The organism is Polynucleobacter sp. 15G-AUS-farblos (genome assembly GCF_018882445.1).
In the GTDB taxonomy this organism is placed as follows: domain Bacteria; phylum Pseudomonadota; class Gammaproteobacteria; order Burkholderiales; family Burkholderiaceae; genus Polynucleobacter.
The window spans coordinates 332,310-348,888 of record NZ_JACVOM010000001.1; the positions used below are offsets into that span (position 1 = coordinate 332,310).

General features: G+C 46.1%; 19 protein-coding genes. 5 read left to right on the forward strand and 14 right to left on the reverse strand.

Annotation, left to right across the window (positions count from 1 at the left end):
• Positions 1-4: 4 nt before the first annotated feature.
• The 9 genes from ICN41_RS01640 to uvrB all read right to left on the reverse strand — a co-directional run bounded on the left by ICN41_RS01640 (position 5) and on the right by uvrB (position 8,112).
• A complete protein-coding gene (locus tag ICN41_RS01640) occupies positions 5-430 on the reverse strand; it encodes a cupin domain-containing protein (protein ID WP_216291060.1) in 426 nt (141 codons plus the stop codon).
• A gap of 18 nt (positions 431-448) precedes the next feature.
• Positions 449-787, reverse strand: coding sequence for an ISC system 2Fe-2S type ferredoxin (gene fdx, locus ICN41_RS01645; RefSeq protein WP_216263503.1), 339 nt, complete (start codon positions 785-787; stop codon positions 449-451).
• A 19-nt stretch (positions 788-806) separates the two neighbouring features.
• Positions 807-2,672 carry a Fe-S protein assembly chaperone HscA gene (gene hscA / locus ICN41_RS01650; RefSeq protein ID WP_216291061.1) on the reverse strand — a complete coding sequence of 622 codons (1,866 nt, stop codon included), beginning with the start codon at positions 2,670-2,672 and terminating at the stop codon, positions 807-809.
• An 18-nt stretch (positions 2,673-2,690) separates the two neighbouring features.
• Positions 2,691-3,218, reverse strand: coding sequence for a Fe-S protein assembly co-chaperone HscB (gene hscB / locus ICN41_RS01655; protein ID WP_216291062.1), 528 nt, complete (start codon positions 3,216-3,218; stop codon positions 2,691-2,693).
• On the reverse strand, positions 3,196-3,519 hold the full coding sequence (iscA, locus tag ICN41_RS01660) for an iron-sulfur cluster assembly protein IscA (protein ID WP_216218833.1): 324 nt from the start codon (positions 3,517-3,519) through the stop codon (positions 3,196-3,198). Before iscA ends, hscB begins: the two co-directional genes overlap by 23 nt.
• Positions 3,520-3,535: 16 nt before the next feature.
• Positions 3,536-3,922 (reverse strand): Fe-S cluster assembly scaffold IscU, encoded by a 387-nt coding sequence (gene iscU / locus ICN41_RS01665; protein WP_216291063.1) that lies wholly within the window; start codon positions 3,920-3,922, stop codon positions 3,536-3,538.
• A gap of 28 nt (positions 3,923-3,950) precedes the next feature.
• Complete coding sequence (locus ICN41_RS01670; RefSeq protein WP_370629073.1) at positions 3,951-5,210, reverse strand: IscS subfamily cysteine desulfurase; 1,260 nt, start codon at positions 5,208-5,210, stop codon at positions 3,951-3,953.
• Between the two features lie 30 nt (positions 5,211-5,240).
• Positions 5,241-5,810, reverse strand: a complete 570-nt coding sequence (locus ICN41_RS01675; protein WP_216291064.1) for a Fe-S cluster assembly transcription factor — start codon at positions 5,808-5,810, stop codon at positions 5,241-5,243.
• A 148-nt stretch (positions 5,811-5,958) separates the two neighbouring features.
• Positions 5,959-8,112, reverse strand: a complete 2,154-nt coding sequence (gene uvrB, locus ICN41_RS01680) for an excinuclease ABC subunit UvrB (protein ID WP_255537841.1) — start codon at positions 8,110-8,112, stop codon at positions 5,959-5,961.
• Between the two features lie 160 nt (positions 8,113-8,272).
• On the opposite strand from uvrB, the gene ICN41_RS01685 reads away from it, so the two are divergent.
• Genes ICN41_RS01685 through ICN41_RS01705 form a run of 5 tightly spaced genes read left to right on the forward strand, consistent with a single transcriptional unit; the run spans position 8,273 to position 12,597 of the window.
• Positions 8,273-9,472 (forward strand): amino acid aminotransferase, encoded by a 1,200-nt coding sequence (locus ICN41_RS01685; protein ID WP_216291065.1) that lies wholly within the window; start codon positions 8,273-8,275, stop codon positions 9,470-9,472.
• Positions 9,473-9,503: 31 nt separating this feature from the next.
• Positions 9,504-10,781, forward strand: a complete 1,278-nt coding sequence (locus ICN41_RS01690) for a polyhydroxyalkanoate depolymerase (RefSeq protein WP_216291066.1) — start codon at positions 9,504-9,506, stop codon at positions 10,779-10,781.
• 55 nt (positions 10,782-10,836) lie between these two features.
• Complete coding sequence (gene rsxB, locus ICN41_RS01695) at positions 10,837-11,523, forward strand: electron transport complex subunit RsxB (protein WP_216291067.1); 687 nt, start codon at positions 10,837-10,839, stop codon at positions 11,521-11,523.
• Positions 11,523-12,179 carry an endonuclease III gene (gene nth / locus ICN41_RS01700; RefSeq protein ID WP_216291068.1) on the forward strand — a complete coding sequence of 219 codons (657 nt, stop codon included), beginning with the start codon at positions 11,523-11,525 and terminating at the stop codon, positions 12,177-12,179. Before rsxB ends, nth begins: the two co-directional genes overlap by 1 nt.
• The gene (locus ICN41_RS01705) at positions 12,166-12,597 is read left to right on the forward strand and encodes a DUF1841 family protein (protein WP_216291069.1); all 432 of its coding nucleotides are present in this window, start codon (positions 12,166-12,168) and stop codon (positions 12,595-12,597) included. Before nth ends, ICN41_RS01705 begins: the two co-directional genes overlap by 14 nt.
• A 12-nt stretch (positions 12,598-12,609) precedes the next feature.
• Here ICN41_RS01705 and ICN41_RS01710 read toward each other — a convergent pair whose 3' ends face one another.
• The 5 genes from ICN41_RS01710 to ICN41_RS01730 are packed head-to-tail and all read right to left on the reverse strand — an operon-like array spanning position 12,610 to position 16,504.
• Positions 12,610-13,002, reverse strand: coding sequence for a Zn-ribbon domain-containing OB-fold protein (locus tag ICN41_RS01710; RefSeq protein ID WP_216291070.1), 393 nt, complete (start codon positions 13,000-13,002; stop codon positions 12,610-12,612).
• On the reverse strand, positions 12,999-14,171 hold the full coding sequence (locus ICN41_RS01715) for a thiolase domain-containing protein (RefSeq protein WP_216291071.1): 1,173 nt from the start codon (positions 14,169-14,171) through the stop codon (positions 12,999-13,001). The genes ICN41_RS01710 and ICN41_RS01715 overlap by 4 nt, the downstream gene beginning before the upstream one ends.
• A 25-nt stretch (positions 14,172-14,196) precedes the next feature.
• A complete protein-coding gene (locus ICN41_RS01720; RefSeq protein WP_216291072.1) occupies positions 14,197-15,174 on the reverse strand; it encodes a tripartite tricarboxylate transporter substrate binding protein in 978 nt (325 codons plus the stop codon).
• Entirely contained in the window at positions 15,171-15,836 is a 666-nt protein-coding gene (locus ICN41_RS01725; protein ID WP_216291073.1) for a 3-oxoacid CoA-transferase subunit B, read from the reverse strand. The genes ICN41_RS01720 and ICN41_RS01725 overlap by 4 nt, the downstream gene beginning before the upstream one ends.
• Positions 15,833-16,504: a 3-oxoacid CoA-transferase subunit A gene (locus tag ICN41_RS01730; RefSeq protein ID WP_216291074.1), complete on the reverse strand. Its 672-nt coding sequence runs from the start codon at positions 16,502-16,504 to the stop codon at positions 15,833-15,835. Before ICN41_RS01730 ends, ICN41_RS01725 begins: the two co-directional genes overlap by 4 nt.
• Between the last annotated feature and the right edge of the window lie 75 nt (positions 16,505-16,579).

Here is a 16,579-nt window from a genome sequence, read left to right on the forward strand (position 1 = left end):
GGTATTAGTCTTTTTTTATTGCCAAGGGCAAATCTTTTGCAGTTGCATAAAAAACGATCAACTCTGTTGGGACTGATCCACGGTTAATTCCGTGATGCCACTTTCCAACCATCTCAATAATCGCCTCACCCTTGCGGAACGTGCGCTCACCACCACCCTCTTTCATAACGGTTATCTCGCCGTCAATGACATATGCCGCGTTAATCGAGGGGTGTTGATGAATCGGCAAAGCAGTTTGCGGGGGAACGCTGTATAGCATTAAAGCAATTTCAGGGGCATCACTGTGATACGGGGGTAACTTGCTTCCAGACCAATCATCCGCGCTTCGAATGACTAATTCAGTAGTGATGCCAGGATGAGCACCATCAGCGTAGGCAATGCTGAGGACTGAAAAGAGAATTGCGAATAAAGAGATCTGGATTTTGATCAATTCACAGCCTCTTTGTCTTTAGTGGTTTTCTTTAGCGTGATTAATGGAATACTTGGGAATCTCGATGACCAAATCTTCACGGGCAACAATCGCTTGGCAAGATAAACGAGACTGAGGATTCAGCCCCCAAGCACGATCAAGCATGTCTTCTTCATTTTCGTCTGGAGGATTCAGGCTTTGATAACCCTCTTTAACAATCACATGACAGGTAGTGCATGCACAGACCATATCGCAGGCATGTTCAATGGGAATGTCATTCTCCAGCAACGCTTCGCAGATAGAGGTGCCGGGCAATACCTCAACTACCGCACCCTCTGGGCAATACTCACTATGAGGTAGAACAACTATTTGCGTCATGATCAATTTCTATAGATAGTTAAATTTCAGCGACATTCTTACCAGAAAGCGCTTTTTGGATGCTGGCATTCATTCGCATTTGTGCGAAATCATCTGTTGCCTTAGCGGCATGATCAACAGCCCTACGCACTACTGCGCTGTCTGTTTCTTCATTCAAAATCTTTTGTAAGGTAGCCATCTCTTGATCAATGACAAACTGCTCTTCTTTAGAAAGTAAGCCTCTGTCGCTATCTAATGCCGTTTGGACAGCATCTAATAATCTCTGAGCATTGACTTGCTCTTCCCTCAATGAGCGAGCTAGAAGGTCTTCTTTGGCCGATGAAAAACCATCTTGCAACATTCTGGTAATTTCAGCATCAGTCAAGCCGTAAGAAGGCTTAATATCGATCGAGGCTTTTATTCCAGATCCCTGCTCAGTGGCGCTAACTGAAAGCAATCCATCTGCATCCACTTGGAAAGTAACTCGTATACGAGCAGCGCCAGCCGCCATGGGCGGTATACCGCGTAATTCAAACTTACCTAAGGAGCGGCAATCCTGTGCCAGCTCACGCTCACCCTGCACCACCTGAATTGCAAGGGCAGTTTGACCATCTTTAAAGGTTGTAAAGTCTTGCGCCCTTGCGACCGGAATAGGCGTGTTGCGAGGAATAATTTTTTCAACTAATCCACCCATGGTTTCAATACCAAGAGAAAGTGGGATCACATCTAACAATAACCACTCATCATCCTTGCTTTGATTACCAGCGAGTAAATCTGCTTGCATTGCAGCACCAAGAGCAACGACTTGATCTGGGTTGAGATTGTTTAATGGCTGCGTTCCAAATAACTCACCAACTGCACGCTGCACATTCGGCATGCGAGTTGAGCCACCAACCATCACAACACCTTTTACGTCTTCAGCTTTTAGGCCCGCATCACGCAATGCCTTTTTACAGGCAACCAAAGTCTTAGTAAGTAGGTTTTGCGTCATTTCAAAGAATTGAGCCTGACTAATGCCCACATTCACTAACGTCCCGTCAGCCAATGTCACGTGCACACGCGCCAAAGGGTTGTAGCTCAATTGCTCTTTAGCATGCTTACAAGCTTGTAGGAGGGTGCGATGATCATGAATCGATAGCGGCGGAAGCTTAGCCTGCTCAATCACCCAGCAATACAGGCGATGATCAAAGTCATCCCCACCCAAAGCAGAATCTCCGCCGGTGGAAAGTACTTCAAAGACGCCCTTACTCATCCGTAATATGGAAATATCGAAGGTGCCACCACCCAAATCATAGACGGCATACACGCCTTCGGTGGCATTATCTAATCCATATGCAATTGCAGCGGCAGTTGGCTCATTCAATAAGCGCAACACCTCAATCCCTGCTAACTTTGCAGCATCTTTAGTGGCTTGACGTTGTGCATCATCAAAATAGGCTGGTACTGTAATCACAGCGCCCACAATGTCATCCGAAACTGAATCTTCTGCAAGCTGTCGCAAGCGCGCCAAAATTTCTGCAGAAACTTCAATTGGGCTTTTATCACCAGCAACGGTTCTCAATTTGAGCATACCTGGCTGATCAACAAAATCATAAGGAGCGCTCTCGAGATGTTCCACATCTACTAAACCGCGCCCCATAAAACGCTTTACAGAAACAATCGTATTTTTAGGATCTAGAACCACACTCTCAAGAGCCTCAAATCCTGCCTGGGTTCGTCCATTAGGCAAATAACGCACCACTGAAGGAAGCAATTCTCTACCTTGCGCATCTGGTAAAACCTTTGGGAGTGCATCGCGGACGATGGCCACCAAAGAGTTGGTGGTACCCAAATCAATCCCGACAGCAATTCGCCGTTGATGCGGCGCTAGGGACTTTCCAGGTTCTGAGATTTGTAATAAGGCCATAAGAAATAGAGTGTAAGGCTAGACTAAAGTGGCAATGGCATCATCAAGCTCAATAGCGAACTTATCAATAAATAATAGGCCTCGGAGTAATTCAGCTGCCCGCACATAATTATGAGCCTGATCAAGCGCTTGCTTAATCTCTAGCAAAGTATCTTGCTTAGAGCTCTCCACCTCCTCCATCAGCGCCTCAAGCGCTGCCAGGTCTTCTGCCTGCTCATCTAAATTTTCTCGCCACTCCATTTGCTTCATCAAAAAAGCAGCAGGCATGGCGGTATTTGTTTCTAATTTCGCATCAACGCCATGTAACTGGCACAGATATAAACCCCGTTGAATAGGATTCTTAAGTGTTTGATAGGCAGTATTAGCCAAGGTAGCCATTTGCATAGCGATGCGCTGCTCAGACTCACTTCCACGGGCATGGCGATCTGGATGGACTTCTTTTTGAACGGCTAAATATGCCTGATCTAAAGCAGGCAAGTCGAGGTTGAATTGCTGATCTAGGCCAAAGAAACGAAAGTAATCGTCAGACGCGGAAGGATTCGCCACAACCACACTCGTCTTTTACGTTTGGATTTTGAAACTTAAATCCTTCATTCAAACCCTCACGTACAAAGTCTAATTCTGTACCATCTAAGTAGGCCAAGCTCTTTGGATCAACAAATACTTTTATACCGTTTGATTCAAACATCGTGTCTTCTGGGGCGGCCTCGTCTACGTACTCCAATTGATAAGCCAAGCCAGAACAACCCGTTGTACGAACACCCAAGCGCAGACCACATCCCTTACCGCGCTTTTCTAAATTGCGGTTAACGTGAGCTGCTGCTTTTTCGGTTAGGGTAATTGCCATAGTCTTTTGTATCCGTTTATTTAACTGGATGCTTTTCTTTATAGTCAGCGACGGCAGCTTTAATGGCGTCTTCAGCCAAAATAGAGCAATGGATTTTTACTGGTGGTAGAGCCAATTCTTCGGCAATTAAAGAATTCTTAATTTCCAATGCTTGATCTAAGGTTTTTCCTTTAACCCACTCAGTTACCAAGGACGATGATGCGATCGCTGAACCACAACCATAAGTCTTGAACTTGGCATCCTCAATAACGCCTTGATCATTTACGCGAATTTGGAGTTTCATTACATCACCGCAAGCAGGTGCACCAACCATACCAGTACCTACGCTGTCATCGCCCTTTTCAAAAGAGCCAACATTGCGTGGATTTTCGTAGTGATCGATTACTTTTTCGCTATAAGCCATAGTAGTTCCTTGTTATTGCTTCAATTATTTAGTGCGCTGCCCATTGAATCGTGCTCAGATCGATTCCATCTTTATACATTTCCCACAGTGGCGATAACTCACGCAACTTAGCAATTTTTTCCTTCACCAACTTAATGGTGAAATCGACTTCTTGCTCAGTAGTAAAGCGTCCTAATGTAAAGCGGATAGAGCTATGCGCTAACTCATCATTGCGACCAAGCGCACGCAATACATAAGATGGCTCAAGAGAAGCGGAAGTACAAGCAGAGCCAGATGAGATTGCCAAGTCTTTAAGCGCCATCAACATTGATTCACCTTCAACATAGTTAAAGCTAATGTTGAGGTTATGCGGTACGCGGTCATCCATGTCGCCATTGACATACACTTCTTCAATATCTTTCAATCCAGCAAGTAAGCGATCTCGCAATGCGCGGATACGTTTGTTTTCATCGACCATCTCAATACGGGCAATACGAAAGGCCTCGCCCATTCCAACGATTTGGTGCACAGCCAAGGTGCCAGAGCGCATACCGCGCTCATGACCACCACCATGAATCTGCGCTTCAATACGAATACGTGGCTTACGACGCACAAACAAGGCACCAATTCCCTTTGGGCCATAAGTTTTGTGAGCAGAGAAACTCATCAGATCCACTTTGATCTTTTCTAAGTCAATTTCAACCTTACCGGTTGCTTGCGCTGCATCCACATGAAAAATCACGCCACGTGAACGGCATAAGTCACCAATTTTAGGAATATCTTGTACAACGCCAATTTCATTATTAACATACATCACTGAAGCCAAAATGGTTCCTGGTTTCATCGCCGCATCCAGCTGCGCATAGTCAATTAAACCGTTTGGCAAAACATCTAAATAAGTCACCTCGTAACCTTCGCGCTCTAATTCGCGACAAGTATCTAAGGTTGCCTTGTGTTCAGTCTTCACGGTAATGATGTGATTACCGCGATCTTTATAAAAATGGGCTGCACCCTTAAGTGCCAAGTTAATGCTCTCTGTTGCACCACTTGTGAAGATAATCTCTCGGGGATCAGCGTGAACTAATTGAGCTACTTCAGAACGCGCCCACTCAACTGCTTCTTCGGCAGCCCATCCATAAGCATGACTACGTGATGCTGCGTTACCAAATTGCTCACGCAAGTAAGGCAACATCTTGTCAACCACCTTAGGATCAATCGGCGTCGTCGCTGAGTAGTCCATGTACACCGGGAAGTGCTCAGGACTAAACATCGGAACCGGTTGCTGGGGAAGGTCTTGTGGTGCGTTCATAATTAACTTATAGGTTGAGGCGACACAGAACTAACTTTGTCTCGCCAGATTAAAAACGGAATTGATCAGAGGCGCCTTTGGGGCTGGCTCTTTTTTTACTGCGCGTGCTGGAGCCACTTTTTCAGCCTTGACGCTCTCTGTCTTGACCTTCTTTTGGCGCATATCTTGTATTACGATACCGCGTCCTTCTTGCTGAATAACGAGGTCACGCAAGGTCACTGAGCTGAGATACTCAACCATCTTAGAATTCAAATTACTCCAAAGATCGTGTGTCATACAACGGCCATGATTCTCTTCATCACTGTGACAATTGCCTTTTCCACCACATTGTGTGGCATCCAATGGCTCATCGACGGCAACAATAATGTCTGCAACACTAATCTCATTAGATTTGCGAGCGAGCGTATAACCACCGCCAGGCCCACGTGTGCTCTCAACAATATTGAAGCGACGTAATTTGCCGAACAATTGCTCGAGATAAGAGAGGGAGATTTTTTGTCTTTGGCTTATTCCAGCCAAAGTTACAGGACCATGCGTCTCGCGCAGGGCTAAATCGATCATTGCGGTTACTGCAAAACGGCCTTTAGTTGTAAGTCTCATATGTCACCTTGGTAATGGATTGTTATGGACAGCTCACAGTCGGGCGGGTAATACCCGACCATTCCACTCAACTTTACCATATTCCCTATTAAATTGCTCGGGAATTATCTCAAAAAACCTCAAGGTAATTCAGGAATTAAAGGACTTTCTAAACCGAGTCTCGGGATCTCGCTCCAAAGGCCATTTCCTTGACCTTTGTGAGGCGGTCACGGGTGCTGGCAGCCTTTTCAAACTCCAAATTCTTGGCTTCGGCATTCATTTGCTTCTCTAGGCGCTTGATTTCAGCAGCCAAGTCCTTCTCGCCCATATCTTCATAGCGAGCCCTCTCCTGCTCAACCTGCATTTCCTGACGCTTCTCCTTAACGTCATAAACCCCATCAATGATGTCCTTAATGCGCTTTTGGACCCCTTTTGGCTCAATCCCATGGAGTTTATTAAAAGCAACTTGCTTGGTTCGACGTCTTTCCGTCTCCCCCATTGCTCGACGCATAGAGTCTGTCACCTTATCGGCATACAAAATTGCTTTTCCTCGGACATTTCGAGCAGCACGCCCAATGGTCTGAATCAAGCTGCGCTCCGAACGCAAAAAGCCCTCTTTATCAGCATCCAAAATGGCAACCAATGAAACTTCAGGGATATCCAAACCTTCGCGCAATAAATTAATACCTACTAAAACATCAAATACTCCTAAACGGAGATCGCGCAAAATTTCTACGCGTTCTACCGTGTCGATATCAGAGTGCACATAGCGCACCTTCACGCCATTATCAGAAAGATAATCCGTTAACTGCTCAGCCATTCTTTTTGTCAAAACAGTTACCAATACACGCTCGCCTACTTTGACTCGCTCATGTATCTGATCTAATAAGTTGTCAACTTGAGTGCTTGCTGGTAACACTTCAATCTCAGGATCAACTAATCCTGTTGGTCTAGCCACTTGCTCAACCACCTGACCTTGATGTGTATTTTCGTAATCGGCAGGCGTTGCAGAAACAAAAATGGTTTGACGCATCTTGGTTTCAAATTCAGTAAATTTCAGAGGTCGGTTATCCATTGCCGAGGGTAAACGGAAACCAAATTCCACTAAAGTATGTTTGCGAGATTTATCACCGTTGTACATTGCATTGAGCTGCCCAATCAGAACATGACTCTCATCTAAAAACATCAATGCATCATTGGGCAGGTAGTCCACCAAGGTAGGCGGGGCCTCGCCCGGGGCTGCGCCCGAGAGGTGGCGAGAGTAGTTTTCGATGCCCTTGCAAAAGCCTAATTCATTGAGCATCTCTAAATCAAAACGCGTGCGCTGCTCAAGTCGTTGCGCCTCAACCAATTTTCCATCTTTCACAAACTCATCCAAGCGAGTACGTAACTCTTCTTTGATGGTTTCAATCGCTTTGAGAACAGTTTCTCTTGGGGTGACATAGTGAGAGCTTGGGTAAACCGTAAAGCGTGGAATCTTTTGTCGAATCTTTCCAGTTAGGGGATCAAAAAATTGCAAGCTCTCCACAACATCATCAAATAACTCTACGCGTACTGCTAACTCATTATGTTCTGCTGGGAAGATATCAATAGTATCGCCGCGCACTCTGAATACGCCGCGCTTGAAGTCAGTTTCATTACGGTCATATTGCATCGCGATCAGACGCATCAAAATATCGCGTTGACTCATTTTGTCACCAGGACGAAGTGTCATCACCATGCTGTGATAGTCACCAGGATTACCAATGCCGTAAATTGCAGACACGGTAGCAACAATGATGACGTCACGACGCTCTAATAAACTCTTCGTGGCTGACAAGCGCATCTGCTCAATGTGCTCATTAATGGACGAATCTTTTTCAATAAAGAGGTCGCGCTGAGGAACATAGGCCTCTGGCTGGTAATAGTCGTAGTAACTAACGAAGTACTCAACAGCGTTTTTGGGGAAAAACTCCCTAAATTCACTATAAAGCTGGGCTGCAAGGGTCTTATTAGGGGCAAAAATGATGGCTGGGCGCCCCGTTCTAGCGATGACATTGGCCATCGTGAAGGTCTTCCCGGATCCAGTAACCCCCAGGAGGGTCTGAAAGGTCAATCCATCCTCAATTCCCTCAACTAAAGCCTCAATAGCCTGGGGCTGATCCCCAGCAGGGGCAAATGGCTGGTAAAGCTGGTACGGTGAATCCGGAAAAGTCACAAATTTGGCCGGATCTAGGTCATGGCCAGCCTCCCCCAGAGGGTCGGCCTCTGGGCTTTTTTTCAGATCCTTCACTTCAGATTTAGGAGCAGTTTTGGGTAACTTAGGGGGCATCTCGGCTATCATTTCATCTGTAAGTTTTCTTTACAGCGAATTTTGTACAAACATTGATTTTGCCGTTTTTATTTGAAAAAAGTTGAATCTGGCTTGTTAACCAGGCAATTAAACCAAATTAACTTGAATTTAACGTCAATTACCACCTTCATAAACTCTTAACCTCCCACAAATGACCCTGTTCGCCTCCGTTCAATTAGCCCCTAAGGATCCTATTTTTGGCCTCACTGAAGCCTACGTTGCCGACCAGCGTCCCGATAAAGTGAACTTAGGAGTTGGCGTCTATTACACAGACGAAGGCAAGGTACCTCTTTTGAAAGCAGTAATCCAAGCGGAACATGCTCACGTCGCAAAACATTCTCCACGTAGCTACATTCCAATTGAAGGCCCAAATCCTTACAACACTGCCGTACAAAATTTATTGTTCGGCGCTGAATCTACCTTGATTAAAGAAGGTCGTGTGGTGACTGCCGAATGTCTTGGCGGTACAGGTGCCTTACGAGTCGGCGCTGACTTTATCAAACGCCTCAACTTAAACGCACCTTGCGCGATTAGCAACCCAACTTGGGAAAATCATCGCGGCATTTTTGAATCTGCTGGCTTTGAAGTAGTTGAGTACACCTATTTTGATGGCAAGACCCGTGGGGTTGATTTTGCTGGCATGGTGAAATCACTAGAGTCATTCCCAAAGAACACTACCGTTTTATTGCACGCATGCTGCCATAACCCGACTGGTGCAGATATCACCGAGGCGCAATGGCGCCAGGTTATCGACATCTGCAAAGCGAAGAGCTTGATTCCTTTCTTGGATATGGCCTACCAAGGCTTTGCTGCTGGTATTGAGGAAGACGGAGTAGCGGTACGTCTTTTTGCAGAGTCCGGTATGTCTTTCTTTGTCTCTAGCTCATTTTCAAAATCATTCTCACTCTATGGTGAGCGAGTTGGTGCGCTGTCGATTGTGACGCAAAGCAAAGATGAGTCTACCCGCGTTATGTCTCAACTCAAACGCGTTATTCGCACCAATTACTCCAATCCACCAACGCATGGTGGCGCTATTGTGGCTGCCGTTTTAAATACACCTGAACTGCGCGCTCTTTGGGAAGAAGAGCTTTCGCAGATGCGTGATCGCATTAAAGCGATGCGTCATGGTTTGGTTGAAAAATTAGCAGCTGCTGGTGTTAAGCAAGATTTTGCTTTTATTGAACAACAGCGCGGAATGTTTTCATACTCAGGATTAACAGCTGAGCAAGTAGATCGCTTACAGAAAGAAGATGGCATTTATGCCCTCTCCACTGGACGCATTTGTGTGGCGGCTCTCAATACCAAAAATATTGATAAGGTGGCCAAAGCAATCGCCCGCGTCTTAGCGTAGTAAGCGGAAACACTGAATTACCGGAGGTACCATGCTATATCAGTTACACGAATTCCAAAAAGCTTTACTTCAACCTGTGAGTTCATGGGCACGCGCTGCATCTGAAGCATTTATTAATGCTTCTAATCCAGCTTCAATGGTCCCAGGCTCTGAGCGCTTAGCAGCAAGCTATGAACTCCTCTACCGCTTAGGCAAGCACTACAAAAAGCCTGAGTTTGGTATTCGTGCTGTGCATGCTCATGGTCGCGAGGTAGCTATTCACGAAATCACCACTCTAGCTAAACCATTCTGCAACCTAGTTCGCTTTAAGCGCTACTCAGATGATGTAGAGGTTATTAAAAAACTAAAAGATGATCCCGCAGTGTTAGTGGTAGCGCCATTGTCCGGGCACCATGCAACCCTACTCCGAGATACTGTACGTACACTTTTACAAGACCATAAGGTTTACATTACTGATTGGATTGATGCACGCAACGTGCCAACTGAAGATGGTGATTTTGGTCTGGATGACTACGTGCACTACATCCAAGAATTTATCCGCATCATTGGCGCAAAAGATTTACATGTCATCTCCGTTTGCCAGCCTACCGTCCCAACACTGGGCGCTATTTCCCTTATGGCTTCAGCTGGCGAGGCAACGCCTGCATCCATGATCATGATGGGTGGGCCAATTGATGCACGCAAATCACCTACCGCTGTAAATAACCTTGCAGAACAAAAATCCTACGAGTGGTTCAAGAGTCATGTGATCTACAAAGTGCCACCAACCTATCCTGGCGCTGGTCGTAGCGTTTATCCAGGTTTCTTACAGCACACCGGCTTTATCGCGATGAACCCTCAGAACCATTTGCAATCCCATTGGGACTACTTCCAAAATCTCGTGCGTGGTGATGAACAAGATACGGAATCTCATATTCGTTTCTACGATGAGTACAACGCAGTATTGGATCTGGATGCCAAGTTCTATCTCGATACCATCAAGACCGTTTTCCAAGATTACTCATTGCCTAATGGCACCTGGGAAGTCGCTGGTGAGTTAGTTAAACCTCAAGATATTAAAAAGACTGCTCTTCTGACTGTAGAGGGTGAGTTAGACGATATCTCTGGCAGTGGACAGACTCGCTCTGCTCATGGTTTATGCACCGGCATTCCAAAAGACAATAAAGACCATTATGAAGTTGCTGGTGCAGGTCACTATGGCATCTTTGCCGGACGTCGTTGGCGCGAAAAGGTTTATCCAAAAATTAAATCCTTCATTCGAACCCATCAGTCGGGGGAAAAATCTTCTGCTCGCAGTAAATCTGCATAAATAAGAGGCTCTCAGGAGCCTCTTATTTCTAGAGGAACTTGGTATATCTATTTATATGAAGCAAGCGAATGACCTAATTGATCGCTTGGAAGACATACTTCCCCAAACCCAGTGCACAAAATGTGGCTACCCAGATTGTCGGGGCTACGCAGAGGCATTAGCTACTGGCAGTGTGGCCCCAAACCGTTGCCCACCTGGGGGTGTTGAGGGCATCGTTCGACTGAGTCAAATTCTGACTCCAATTTATCCTCAAGATGCTTTCGAATTACATCCAAAGATCGATCCCGATTGCGGTATTGAACGCCCTAGGCCAGTAGCCTTGATTGATCCGCAAAAATGTATTGGTTGCACCCTCTGCATTCAAGCATGTCCGGTAGATGCAATAGTAGGCGCTTCTAAGCAAATGCACATTGTCTTAACGGAGTGGTGTACTGGATGTGATCTTTGCATTCCTCCGTGCCCGGTTGACTGCATCAGCATGATCGATGTCACCGAAAGTAAAACTGGCTGGGATGCTTGGTCTCCTGAGCTAGCAGATATATCACGTCAGCGCTATCACGCTCGTGAGAATCGCCTAGATCGAGAAGAAAAAGACAATGATGCGCGTCTCGCTAAGAAAGCTGCGGCAAAGCTAGCGGCTGTGAATGCAGAAGATGCATTGTCTGATGAAGCAAAACAAGAACAAGAACGAAAACGCGCAATCATTGCAGCTGCTATGGCCAGAGCGCAAGCAAAAAAATGATGAACCCAGAAAAACGGCGGGCATTTTTTGAGCAACTCAAAGCCAATAATCCCAAGCCTGAAACAGAATTGGAGTACAGCTCACCCTTTGAACTCTTAATTGCCGTATTGCTCTCCGCACAAGCGACAGATATCTCGGTAAACAAAGGAACGAGAAAGCTATTTCAAGTTGCCAATACCCCACAAGCTTTACTGGACTTGGGTGAGGAAGGTGTTAGACCTTACATTCAGCATATTGGCCTCTTCAACGCCAAAGGGAAACATATTCAGGAGACGTGTCGTCTTTTACTAGAAAAACATGGTGGTGAAGTGCCGCAAACTCGCGAAGAACTTGAAGCCCTGCCGGGTGTCGGCAGAAAAACTGCCAATGTCATTTTGAATACCGCATTTGGTCAGCCAACGATCGCAGTAGACACCCATATATTTCGAGTATCCAATCGAACCGGTTTAGCGCCTGGCAAAGATGTGGTTCAAGTTGAACAGCAACTATTAAAACGGGTTCCCAAAGAATATTTACTCGACGCACATCACTGGTTGATACTTCATGGTAGATACACCTGTAAGGCCCGTAACCCTGACTGTGCACAATGTATCGTTGAGCCGCTGTGTGGATTTAAGAAAAAAACTGCAAAAGGAAAAGTTCGTGGCGATATTTAATCCAACCCGTGAAGAAGTGCGCCGTTTTTTTTGTGATACCTGGAAAAAGAAGTCCGATAAACATGTTCTGGACTCAATGGAAACGCTTGCAGGTGATTGGATGGAACAACATCCCGAGTACCATACTCTGCTGCTAGATCCAGAGAGCGCTCTAGAACAAGACTACTCTCCCGAACGCGGCGAGACCAATCCATTTTTACATCTGTCAATGCATCTATCGATTAGCGAGCAAATCTCGATTAATCAACCACCAGGCATAAAAGAGGTGGCAGAGAAGCTCAGCCAAAAATTGGGGTCAGAGCATGAAGCACAGCACCGGATCATGGAATGTTTGGGGCAAGTGATGTGGGAAGCCCAACGAGAAGGTAAGCCACTGAATCCTGAGAACTATCTAGAAGCCCTCAAGAAACTCATCTAGCAAGTACTTGATTTAAAGGGGCTCAAATAGATGGGTTTTTTGCCCATCTTGAGTCTCCTGAAAGACTACTTTCACTTTTTGACCGACTTGAATTGAATCAAAATCACAATTAGTAAGGTGCGTCAGTAATGAGACTCCCTCATTGAGTCGTACATAAGCCATTGCAAAAGGCACCTCTACCCCTCGCCTCATCACGGTATAAGAATAGATTTCCCCAAGACCCTGCGATTCAACCCAAACAGTTGAGTCGCTTCCGCAATGTGGGCAAATAGTACGTGGGTAGTAGTGGGACTCGTTACAGCTATTACAAACCTTCAATATCAAACGATTGTCCTGTGCAGCTTCCCAAAATGCTTTATTTTCAGGATTGGTAATCGGACTTGGTAAACGAAGTGCTTGACTCATTGCAATCTCCCCATAATCAGCGCAGCAGCCCCGTGCCGTGTTCCCAGGGCACCGCCAATACCAGAGACTAGCGCAAACTCTAAATTAGGAACCTGGACTGCTGGATGGGCCTCACCTCGCAACTGTCTTACCGCCTCAATGACTTTAGTCATGCCGCCGCGATTAGCTGGATGGTTATTACATAAACCTCCACCATCGGTATTAAAAGCCAACTTTCCTTGCCCAGAAATCAACTGTCCGCCTTCAACAAAGCGACCACCCTCACCCTTTTTACAAAAACCCAGATCCTCTAGCTGAATTAATACAGTAATAGTGAAGCTATCGTAAATTGAGGCATAGCGAATTTGCTCTGGCGTTAATTTTGCCTCCGCAAACGCCCGTGGAGCAGCCCAAGCTAAACCTGAATAAGTTAAATCGACTTTGCCACCCATTTGACCTTTGGTAGTTTCACCTGCGCCCATCATGGTGATCACAGGTTTTTTTAATGTCTTAGCAATGTCAGGGTGCACCACAATCAGAGCGCCCCCACTATCAGTGACTACACAACAATCAGCACGATGCAAAGGATCGGCAATCATTGGAGAGTTTAGGACATCTTCTACCGTTAGAACATCCTTGAGCATGGCATGAGGATTGTGTTGTGCATGATGGGAAGCTGCCACCTTAATCCAAGCCAACTGTTCGCTAGTGGTGCCAAACTCATACATGTGACGCATCGCGCACATGGCGTAAGTATTTAAAGGTGCTGGGGAATACGGTTTTTCAAAGGCAAAATCAGGTGCACTTGCATATTGACTTCGCACTTGAGTACCGCTTGAGCCTTCTGACTTAGGACGTCCCGCTAAGGTAATCAACGCTACCTTACATTGCCCTTGTGCAATGGCACGAGCAGCATGATTGACGTGAGTCAGATAAGAAGATCCGCCAGTATCTGTTGAATCCAAATAGCTTAGCTTTTTTAGACCTAAGTAATCAGCCATTGATACAGCCCCCATTCCGGGGGCATCGCCAGCACAAAAATAGGCGTCTACATCATTTAAGGTCAGGCCCGCATCCAGCAAGGCGCCACGAGCAACCTCAGCATGTAATTGAGCTACCGTGTGATCAGGCGCTACTCGAAGCGGGTGCTCATAAATTCCTGCAATGCAGGCATTGGTCGCAAAGGACATATCTCTAACCTAAAAAGTGGGGTACTTAATCAACCGTAATATTCGATTGCGCAATCAGCTTGCGCCATCTCTCAATTTCCGATTTGATGAACTGTGCAAACTGATCTGCAGTTCCCGGCATGGGATCTGCACCTTGCGCAATGAGCTTGTCCTTAAATTTAGGGTCAGCCAAAACGAGTTGCAATTCCTTATTTAAGCGAGTACGAATATTCTCAGGCAAATTAGCTGGGGCCACTAGACCATACCAAGTAGCCATGTCATATCCCGGTAAACCCGATTCTGCAATCGTTGGCACGCTTGGGGCGGCGGCAGATCGCTTGGCTGTTGTTACCCCAAGCCCGCGAAGATTTCCTGCCTTGACTTGCGGCCAACCACTTGGCAAGTTGGGAAAGCTCATATCAACCTGCCCTGAGATCACATCAGGCATAGCGCTTCCTGTTCCCTTGTAAGGAATATGAACCATATCGATCTTAGCCATTTTCTCAAACAAGACGGCTGAAAGATGTACTGAAGTACCGCTACCACTTGAAGCAAAAGTAAGCTTTCCTGGATTTGCTCTGCCTGCCGCGATTACCTCTCCAACAGTCTTATAGGGCGAATTCATGGGGACAACTAATATATTTGGAGCGGAAAATACACTTCCAATAGCAGTAAAGTCTTTTACCGGGTCATAAGGTAAGTTTTTATATAAAGAAACATTGACTGCGTGACCAATAGATGGGAAATAAAGAACATAACCATCGCCTGGAGCGCGCGCAACAAATTCAGCGGCGATATTACCGTTAGCACCCGCCTTGTTCTCCACCACTACTGGCTGACCCAAGCGTGTTGACAATCCTTCTGCCAAGGCACGCCCTACTGTATCTGCTGCACCACCAGGTGAGAATCCCACAATAAGGCGAATAGGTTTAGTGGGATAGTTGCTAACAGGATCAGCGGCAAACGATGAAGTAAAGCCAAAGCCAAGCGTAGACATCACTACGCAATAAAAGAATTTTTTCATTTCTTCTCCAATCTCTTCAAGGGCACACCACTGAGTTCCTGCAGCTCTTCAAAACTCAAGCCATCTACCCAGTCAATTGCAAGCAATCCTTCAGGGGTTACAGCAATTGTTGCTAAATCAGTGTAGATGCAATCAACCGCCGCCAATGCAGTCAGCGGATAGGTGCATTCCTTCACTAACTTCGACTCACCAGATTTTGTGAGGTGCTCCATCATCACAAAGAGCTTCTTAGCACCCAGAGCCAAATCCATCGCCCCTCCGACAGCTGGTATTGCCTTTGGATCGCCAGTGCGCCAATTGGCAATATCACCTTTCACTGAAACCTGAAATGCGCCCAGCACACAGATATCAATATGACCACCACGAATCATGACAAAAGAGTCTGCGTGATGGCAGAGTGATGCTCCTGGCAGCATGGTGACAGGCTGCTTACCAGCATTAACCAACTCTTCATCGATTTCATCACCTTGTGCAAGCGGTCCCATTCCCAAAAGACCATTCTCACTGTGTAGCAAAATTTCACGATCAGAAGGGAGGTAGTTAGAAATCGTCATCGGCTGACCAATTCCTAAATTGACATGTGCACCATCTGGAATATCTTGAACAATGCGCTTCGCAATATCGGCAGTACTACGCTTTTTCACATTAGAGAGATCAATCATGATTTACCTCCAGCTAGCACCACACGCTTCACAAAAATTCCGGGCGTAACAACTACCTCAGGATCTAATTCCCCGAGCTCAACAACCTGATTCACTTGAGCAATCGTGCAACGAGCAGCGGTCGCCATGATAGGGCCAAAGTTTCTGCCTGTACCGTGATAAGTAAGATTTCCCCAGCGATCACCCTTGTCGGCCTTGATCAGGGCATAGTCTGCTTTAATTGCTTTTTCGAAAATGTGATTGACGCCATCAATGACGCGGGTGTCTTTGTCTTTAGCAAGCTCAGTTCCAAATCCGGTTGGGGTATAGAAACCCCCAATACCAGCACCTCCAGCACGAATACGCTCAGCTAGAGTACCTTGTGGCACCAACTCTAATTCAATCTTTCCCGCGCGGTAGAGATCATCAAAGGCACCAGATTCTGGTTGCCTAGGAAAAGAACACACCATCCTCTTTACACGACCGGCGCCAATTAGCTTTGCAATACCTACACCTTGATTACCTGCATTGTTGCTAACCAAGGTGAGCTCTTTGGCTCCCTGTTCAAGCAAGGCATCTAATAAATAAATTGGCAGGCCAGCACCACCAAATCCTGAAATTAAAATGGTAGAACCATCGGCAACATCTTGCAAAGCTTCAGTCACACTGGAGCTAATTTTCTGAATCACTACGCGTCTCCGTCTTTTGTAAACTTTTTATTATGGGCACTACACGTGGGCTTTTGCTCACTAGCTCTAATTTAA

What these genes read in the sequence shown, in the direction of transcription:
- ICN41_RS01670 (WP_370629073.1), bottom strand. Translation starts at nt 5,210, where the DNA reads ATGAACGCACCACAAGACCTTCCCCAGCAACCGGTTCCGATGTTTAGT.
- hscA (WP_216291061.1), bottom strand. Translation starts at nt 2,672, where the DNA reads ATGGCCTTATTACAAATCTCAGAACCTGGAAAGTCCCTAGCGCCGCAT.
- uvrB (WP_255537841.1), bottom strand. Translation starts at nt 8,112, where the DNA reads ATGATAGCCGAGATGCCCCCTAAGTTACCCAAAACTGCTCCTAAATCT.
- ICN41_RS01685 (WP_216291065.1), top strand. Translation starts at nt 8,273, where the DNA reads ATGACCCTGTTCGCCTCCGTTCAATTAGCCCCTAAGGATCCTATTTTT.
- ICN41_RS01725 (WP_216291073.1), bottom strand. Translation starts at nt 15,836, where the DNA reads ATGATTGATCTCTCTAATGTGAAAAAGCGTAGTACTGCCGATATTGCG.
- ICN41_RS01675 (WP_216291064.1), bottom strand. Translation starts at nt 5,810, where the DNA reads ATGAGACTTACAACTAAAGGCCGTTTTGCAGTAACCGCAATGATCGAT.
- rsxB (WP_216291067.1), top strand. Translation starts at nt 10,837, where the DNA reads ATGAAGCAAGCGAATGACCTAATTGATCGCTTGGAAGACATACTTCCC.
- nth (WP_216291068.1), top strand. Translation starts at nt 11,523, where the DNA reads ATGAACCCAGAAAAACGGCGGGCATTTTTTGAGCAACTCAAAGCCAAT.
- ICN41_RS01720 (WP_216291072.1), bottom strand. Translation starts at nt 15,174, where the DNA reads ATGAAAAAATTCTTTTATTGCGTAGTGATGTCTACGCTTGGCTTTGGC.
- fdx (WP_216263503.1), bottom strand. Translation starts at nt 787, where the DNA reads ATGACGCAAATAGTTGTTCTACCTCATAGTGAGTATTGCCCAGAGGGT.
- ICN41_RS01690 (WP_216291066.1), top strand. Translation starts at nt 9,504, where the DNA reads ATGCTATATCAGTTACACGAATTCCAAAAAGCTTTACTTCAACCTGTG.
- ICN41_RS01715 (WP_216291071.1), bottom strand. Translation starts at nt 14,171, where the DNA reads ATGTCCTTTGCGACCAATGCCTGCATTGCAGGAATTTATGAGCACCCG.
- ICN41_RS01710 (WP_216291070.1), bottom strand. Translation starts at nt 13,002, where the DNA reads ATGAGTCAAGCACTTCGTTTACCAAGTCCGATTACCAATCCTGAAAAT.
- iscA (WP_216218833.1), bottom strand. Translation starts at nt 3,519, where the DNA reads ATGGCAATTACCCTAACCGAAAAAGCAGCAGCTCACGTTAACCGCAAT.
- iscU (WP_216291063.1), bottom strand. Translation starts at nt 3,922, where the DNA reads ATGGCTTATAGCGAAAAAGTAATCGATCACTACGAAAATCCACGCAAT.